General features: G+C 50.4%; 3 protein-coding genes. All 3 read right to left on the reverse strand.

Translation table 11 applies throughout. The features are described from left to right. Positions 1–2610, reverse strand: a 2610-nt coding sequence (locus AC1WIP_RS10450; RefSeq protein ID WP_481141771.1) for an AGE family epimerase/isomerase, incomplete at its 3' end; no start/stop codon positions are given. A gap of 59 nt (positions 2611–2669) precedes the next feature. Beyond that, the gene (locus AC1WIP_RS10455; RefSeq protein WP_481141772.1) at positions 2670–4463 is read right to left on the reverse strand and encodes a hypothetical protein; all 1794 of its coding nucleotides are present in this window, start codon (positions 4461–4463) and stop codon (positions 2670–2672) included. A 34-nt stretch (positions 4464–4497) separates the two neighbouring features. Beyond that, entirely contained in the window at positions 4498–5556 is a 1059-nt protein-coding gene (locus AC1WIP_RS10460; protein WP_481141773.1) for a glycoside hydrolase family 88/105 protein, read from the reverse strand. Positions 5557–5692: the final 136 nt, after the last annotated feature.

Genomic DNA, 5692 nt, shown 5'->3' on the forward strand with positions numbered 1-5692 from the left:
TGCTTCCACCCACCAGATTCTGTGTTCGTCCCTTTTACCCTCCGCCCACTCGTTTGCAAGGGAATGGCCGTTAAAGCCCTGTTCGTACACCTGCTCTGCAAGGGCCTGGGATATAGGATGGATTTTTTCCGCATAAGCCTCATCCCCCAAAATCTCTACGCCTTCGTCCAAAAGCCAGGAGGTTTCAATATCGTGGCCATAGGACTGCATATCCACAAGGCTGTTGTAATCCCTGTCGAAAAAGACCTCCTGTCTACGCTTTACGGGATTGTAAACCTTTCCAGCAAAAATATCCAGAATCTGCCGCATTTTGTCTCCCAGCTCTTTTTCGGGCCACACTCTGTACAGCCCAGTATATGCCTCAAACACATGAAGCAGTGTATTCATGGTTCTGTGTGCAAGCACGCCGTTGCCCGACAGCTTTTCATTGGAGGTTTCTGCAAAATTCCGGGCGAAGGCCTCCAGATAGCCTCCCTCGTCCCTGCATTTTTCTTCTATCAGGTGGTACAGCTCCAGAGCCAGCTCCAGGGCCTCCTCATCCCTGCAGGCCTGATAGTAAGCTGCAAGGGCGTAGATGCCAAAGGCCTGGTTGTAGGTATGCTTGGTGGTATCCAGAGGTTCACCCTTGGCCGTCACAGACCAGAACAGCCCTCCAAATTCCCTGTCAAGACAGTTCTCCCGCAAAAACCGGTACGCATGCTCTGCTTCTTCCAGTAAAGATTTGTCCTGCAAAAAAACTGCCGCACTGGAAAAGAACCACAGAATACGGCTGTTTAAAATACAGCCCTTTTCCGCACCCTTGTCCGTTTCCAAATCAAAGCCCATCAAACCGTAATAGCCTCCATTCTCCACGTCCTTTAAATTGCACCAGAATGGAATGATTTTTTCCACAAGCTGAGCGCGCATCTCCCGGGCCATTTCTTTTTGTTTCTTTTTCACATTCTCCATAACCTCTCTCCTGCGGGCTTCTACCATGTCCGCTGCCCCCGGCTCTCTTTCTTCTCCTGCGCGATACAAATATTCCCCCTTGTACAGGCTTGCGCACTGGGGTTTTCCCTCTAGCTCCCGGTAAAAGGCCAAGGCATTGTCGTATTCCTCCACTGCCGTTTCCACCTCTCCATCCTCCGCAAGCAGCACCTTCCAGACCGCATTTACCAGCCCAAACAGACGATAGCCGTATTCGCAGGACACTTTGATATATTCTTCCGTTTTCTTATCCGGGCATTGTATTTTGCCTGCCAGCTCTGTGATTTTCTTCCACAGTGTTACGGCTTCTTCCTTCTCCTGCAGAGCCTCTTCCTTTTTGTGATGCTTTAACAGATATTCTCTCACCGGCCCAAGCTGCTTTTCGCCCCCCAGCCTGTCATCCCGCATCCAGTTGCATACGGGAACGGCGGCTTCCCGATACTGTGCGTCAAAAGCCTGACAGTATCTTCCTTTCAAAATGGCTTCTCCGGAAAGCAGGCAGATTTTGCGGAACAATGCACCGTTTTCTTTGTCCATTCCCAGAATTTCGGTGGTATAGCTTTCGAATATTTCCCCTTCCCTGCGGCCCGGGTCCTTGGCAAACTGAGCAATGACATAGGCGTTTACATCGCACCAGAGTTCATTTTTAATATAGGGGCCAAACCAGCCGCCGCCCCGGCTCCAGGTGTATATCCCTGCGATCAGCGGATTGTCAGACAAATCTGACAATCCCTTTTTCACAGTATTTTCCGGAAATCCATCAATCACTCCGTTCATCACATACATGGGATAAGCGCCCTTGCCCTCATATTCCCTCTGGCACTGCACCTCCACCACCTGTCTGTGGCTGCCGATGCCAAGGCATTCATTGACCTTGACCCGGCGCCAGAAATCCAAAGCCGTATGCTTGATGGAAAACAGCAGGCGCCGGTGCGGTTCTATGCGGTCCGTAACGGCTCTGTAATAGTCCGGGTTTGCATGGAAGCCGTCAGGAAAGCAGTCCCAGGTGCGGAAAATCAGGTCCTTTCCATGATTGACACAAACCTCCTGCCGCAAAAACTGCAGCAGCTTCACATACCGCTCCTGTTCCCCTTTCCGTTCCGCCTCCTGCTCCTCCCTGGTCATTTCTTCTTTTCGGGAATATTGGTTTAAGCTGATCGGACTGTTGCCCGTGTGGTAAGGGGTATCGTACAGGTAGGTTTCTCCCACTCTGATAATCAGGCCATCCACCTCCGGGAACCTGGTGAATAATTCCCTTAGCAGAATTGCATGCACCCGCAGCGTGTCCGGAGCGTCTATGTCTATTTTTCCCGTTTCCGGATTGCATAATGCCGCTCCGTGCTTCTCCACAAGAGCCTTGGGAAGCACAAACAAATCCACATGGTAAAAGACCTTCAGCCCCTGCTTTTTAGCCGCCTGGTTCTGACGGATAATCTTCTCTCCCAGCTTCTCTACAAAAGCCTTCTCCTTCTCCCTGCCCTCCCAAAGCCGGGCGTCGTACTCTTCCAAAAGCGCCGCACAGTTAATATGCTTAAAAACCTGTCCGTTAAAGCCATACGCCCTAAGCTTTTCCGGCCTTAAAAATGCCGTTTCAAAAGGGGGCTCTCCGGGATTGTGGTGCACCATATCCAAGATGTATTTCATATGCTTCTCTCCGCTCCTTTTTCCGGGTGCTTCAAAGGTATTTTAGCTTTCTGCACAAACTATTTTTCTACCAAATCCAGATAATTTCTGCCCTCAACCCATGCGCTGGTTTTATGCAGATGCTCCTGCAGCGTAACAGCCTTCACAGGCGCTTCCACCTTCAAGTTTCCCATAACGGCAGTAAGGGTATCCCCTTCCACCGCTACCTTTGGCAGCTCTCCGGGCGCCTCTTTAGAATGCAGCACCTCAAAGCCGATTACGCCAAAGCAGCTTTCCAATGTGCCAAAGTCAATTTCTGTCTCTTCCCCTTCATAAAGTACAATGTCCACGCATTTGACGCTGCACTCCTCTCTGTGGTTTCCGGTTTCTTCCACATGGTGATTGTCCTCCGTCACACAGCATCTTGCCTCTCTGCCGTTTAATACTGCAGCTGGCACAGAAATATGAAGGGTACGCTCTCCAATCTTTACATAGAATTCTCTGCCCTCCTGACGAATGGAAACATTGGATACCCCGCCGCCGATTTCAAAGCGTACGCGTAAATCCTTTGCCCTGATACGTCCCTCATGCACCTTATCCAGATCAGGATGGGCGTCTCCGCCGTCCATGCCAAAACCAAAGGCTGTAAGGGTTCTGTTCTTATCCTGGGCCGTCACATGCAGTCCCGAGGAATAATCATAAAAATCATGGAGACATCTCATACAGCAGTAAACAGGCTCCTGTCTGGTGCCAAAATAGCTGATATGGCTGCGGCGCTGGTTCCAGAATATTGCTTTCTGGAAGCTGCCCAGGGTGAAATCCTCCGTCAGATAAGAAGCTGCAATATCATCCTCTCTCTTATCCTTGGTCCACAGATAATGGGTATATCCGAAACGTTCCCTGGCATCCTGCACAAAATAGTCCACAAAGGCTTCGGGGCAATGGCTTCTGACTGTAAAAAAGCACATAGGCAGGCATTCCTCCAGTCCCTCTTTTTCAAGGTCCACAAGGGTAATACGATAATCCAGGGCACGCTGTATCTGCATGAGAATCTGGTCGTTCTGCAGCATTCCGTACAGACGGCTGTGGGGTCCTGCCCACTGCCCTGTGCGGTAATGGAAATGCTCTGCCAGACAGCGCCATACCATATCGTTGAGGTCTCTTGCAAGGGCAAGAAACTCTTCGTTCTTAATATAAGAGAGTACCGCCGCCAGATCAGACAGTACAATAAAGGTATAGGACGGACTGTTATACTCCTGCAAAGCGCCGTGCTCCATATTAAAATCATAAAGCTCCCGCATGCGCTTTAGAGCATATTCCTGAAGCTTGGTGTTGCCCAGATACTCTCCCCCCGCCATAACCACATAAGCGCCCATGATGGAAATATTGGAGTAGCCAGGACCCACATTCCGCCTCTTGATGGACTGGCATGCAAGCTCCAGCGCTTCTTTAGCCGCTTTCTTTTGCCGGGGAAGAATCTTGTCTGCATGCTCCCGCAGCAGATAGTACAGGCGTTTTGCGTTAAAATCCGCCATATTCCAGTCCGGCATGCCCATTTCCTCCAGGGTTTCCTCCAGGAAATAAGGCCAGATACCAAAGGTTTTGCTCTCCGGATTCTTATCCTGCAGTGGCAGAACCTTTTCCAGAATCCGGTTCACCCGTTCCACATCCTCCGAGGTGCCTCTTCCCATCAAATCGCAGGCATACTCCAAAGAAACCACCACGCCGTGTACCCTGCAGTCCTCTAAGCGGCTGTGATAACCGTTTTTGCCGCGCCACTCCGTCATCATATTTTCCACCGGGTCAAAGGACTGATCCATCCGGTTTAAAATCCTTTCAAACAGTCTCTTTTCCCCATCCTTTAAAAAAATCATTTTTACCTCCATTCCTTGTCCGCTGAAACGGATATCAGTTCAATTTTTCACATTCACAAAATGCCATGACTGCCAGGGCCTGGCCATAAAGTGTAGTGCCCCGTGCAATCTCCTTATATGCCTTAGCGTCCGCCATAATGGGGGTTCCCGTGGAAACTCCCGTTACACTGCCGTCCTCTGAAAGGTAATTCGGAAGCATCCTGCAGGTAAGCAGTCCCGCTTCTTTTACCGCCTGCACCTCCTTTGGCGTCATACCGGCTGCTTCACAATACCCCAGTCTTGCCGCCATCAAAAGACCACAGGCAATTCCCGCGCTTGCAGAAAGTTCATCATAAGAGTCCTCATCATCCAAAATAGTGCCGAACATGCCGTCTTCTCTCTGGTATCTGCAAAGCGCCTCAATATGCAGCTTCATAAGTCTGATGATTTCCTCACAGCCTGCAAAGCCCGGCTGAGCCTCCAGGATTTCCAGTGTGCTGATGAGAATCCAGGCATTGGCCCGGCCCCAGTGTACGCCGCTCATATGATCTCTCCTCTGCCCGTGCCAGCCGTGGAAAAACAGCTCCTTTTCTTCGTCCCACAAATATTGATAGTGAAGCTTTAACTGATTGACTGCAAAGGCTCCAAGCTCTGCATTTTTTGTGTCCCTTCCGAATCTTGCCAGAAAAATACAGGCCATAAACAGGGTGTCCGCCCACATCTGTTCCTTCATTCCAGGTACATCCTCTGTCACCGTATGCTCCAGGCCGCCGTCCACCGTAAGGGGAGCCTCCTTCGTTAAATATTCTGCAGTATCCACACAAACCTGCTTATATGCTTCCTTTTCCGTACTTTTGTAAAGCTCCCAAAGGGTGAGACAAGGAGCGGCAGAGTTGATGGTCCGCTTCTCCCCTGCCTCCCCGATATGCTTATCTGCCCAGCGGACAAGGGCTTCCTGATATCTGCCGTCTTTGGTTGCCTGATAAGCCTGCCAGATGCCGTACAAGCCTACACCCGGACCCCAGTCAAAGTGCCCGATATCCATTTCCCAGCTTTTGTCATTTCCGTAAACCATACGGTCCGCCGCTTTTTTTATCAGATTCTGATACATCATTGCTCCCATCTTCCTCTATTCTGTATATTTATTTTTTACTGGTTGCTTTCAAGCAGTGTAAGCTGAGGCGCCTTCAAAATGCCCGTCTCCCGAAGCTGATACTCATACGCCCACGCCGTGCCCGTGGTTCTCCAGG

The organism is Acetatifactor sp. (genome assembly GCF_982438285.1).

Coding starts and splice junctions, on each gene's coding strand:
- AC1WIP_RS10460 (WP_481141773.1), bottom strand. CDS start 5,556: ATGATGTATCAGAATCTGATAAAAAAAGCGGCGGACCGTATGGTTTAC.
- AC1WIP_RS10455 (WP_481141772.1), bottom strand. CDS start 4,463: ATGATTTTTTTAAAGGATGGGGAAAAGAGACTGTTTGAAAGGATTTTA.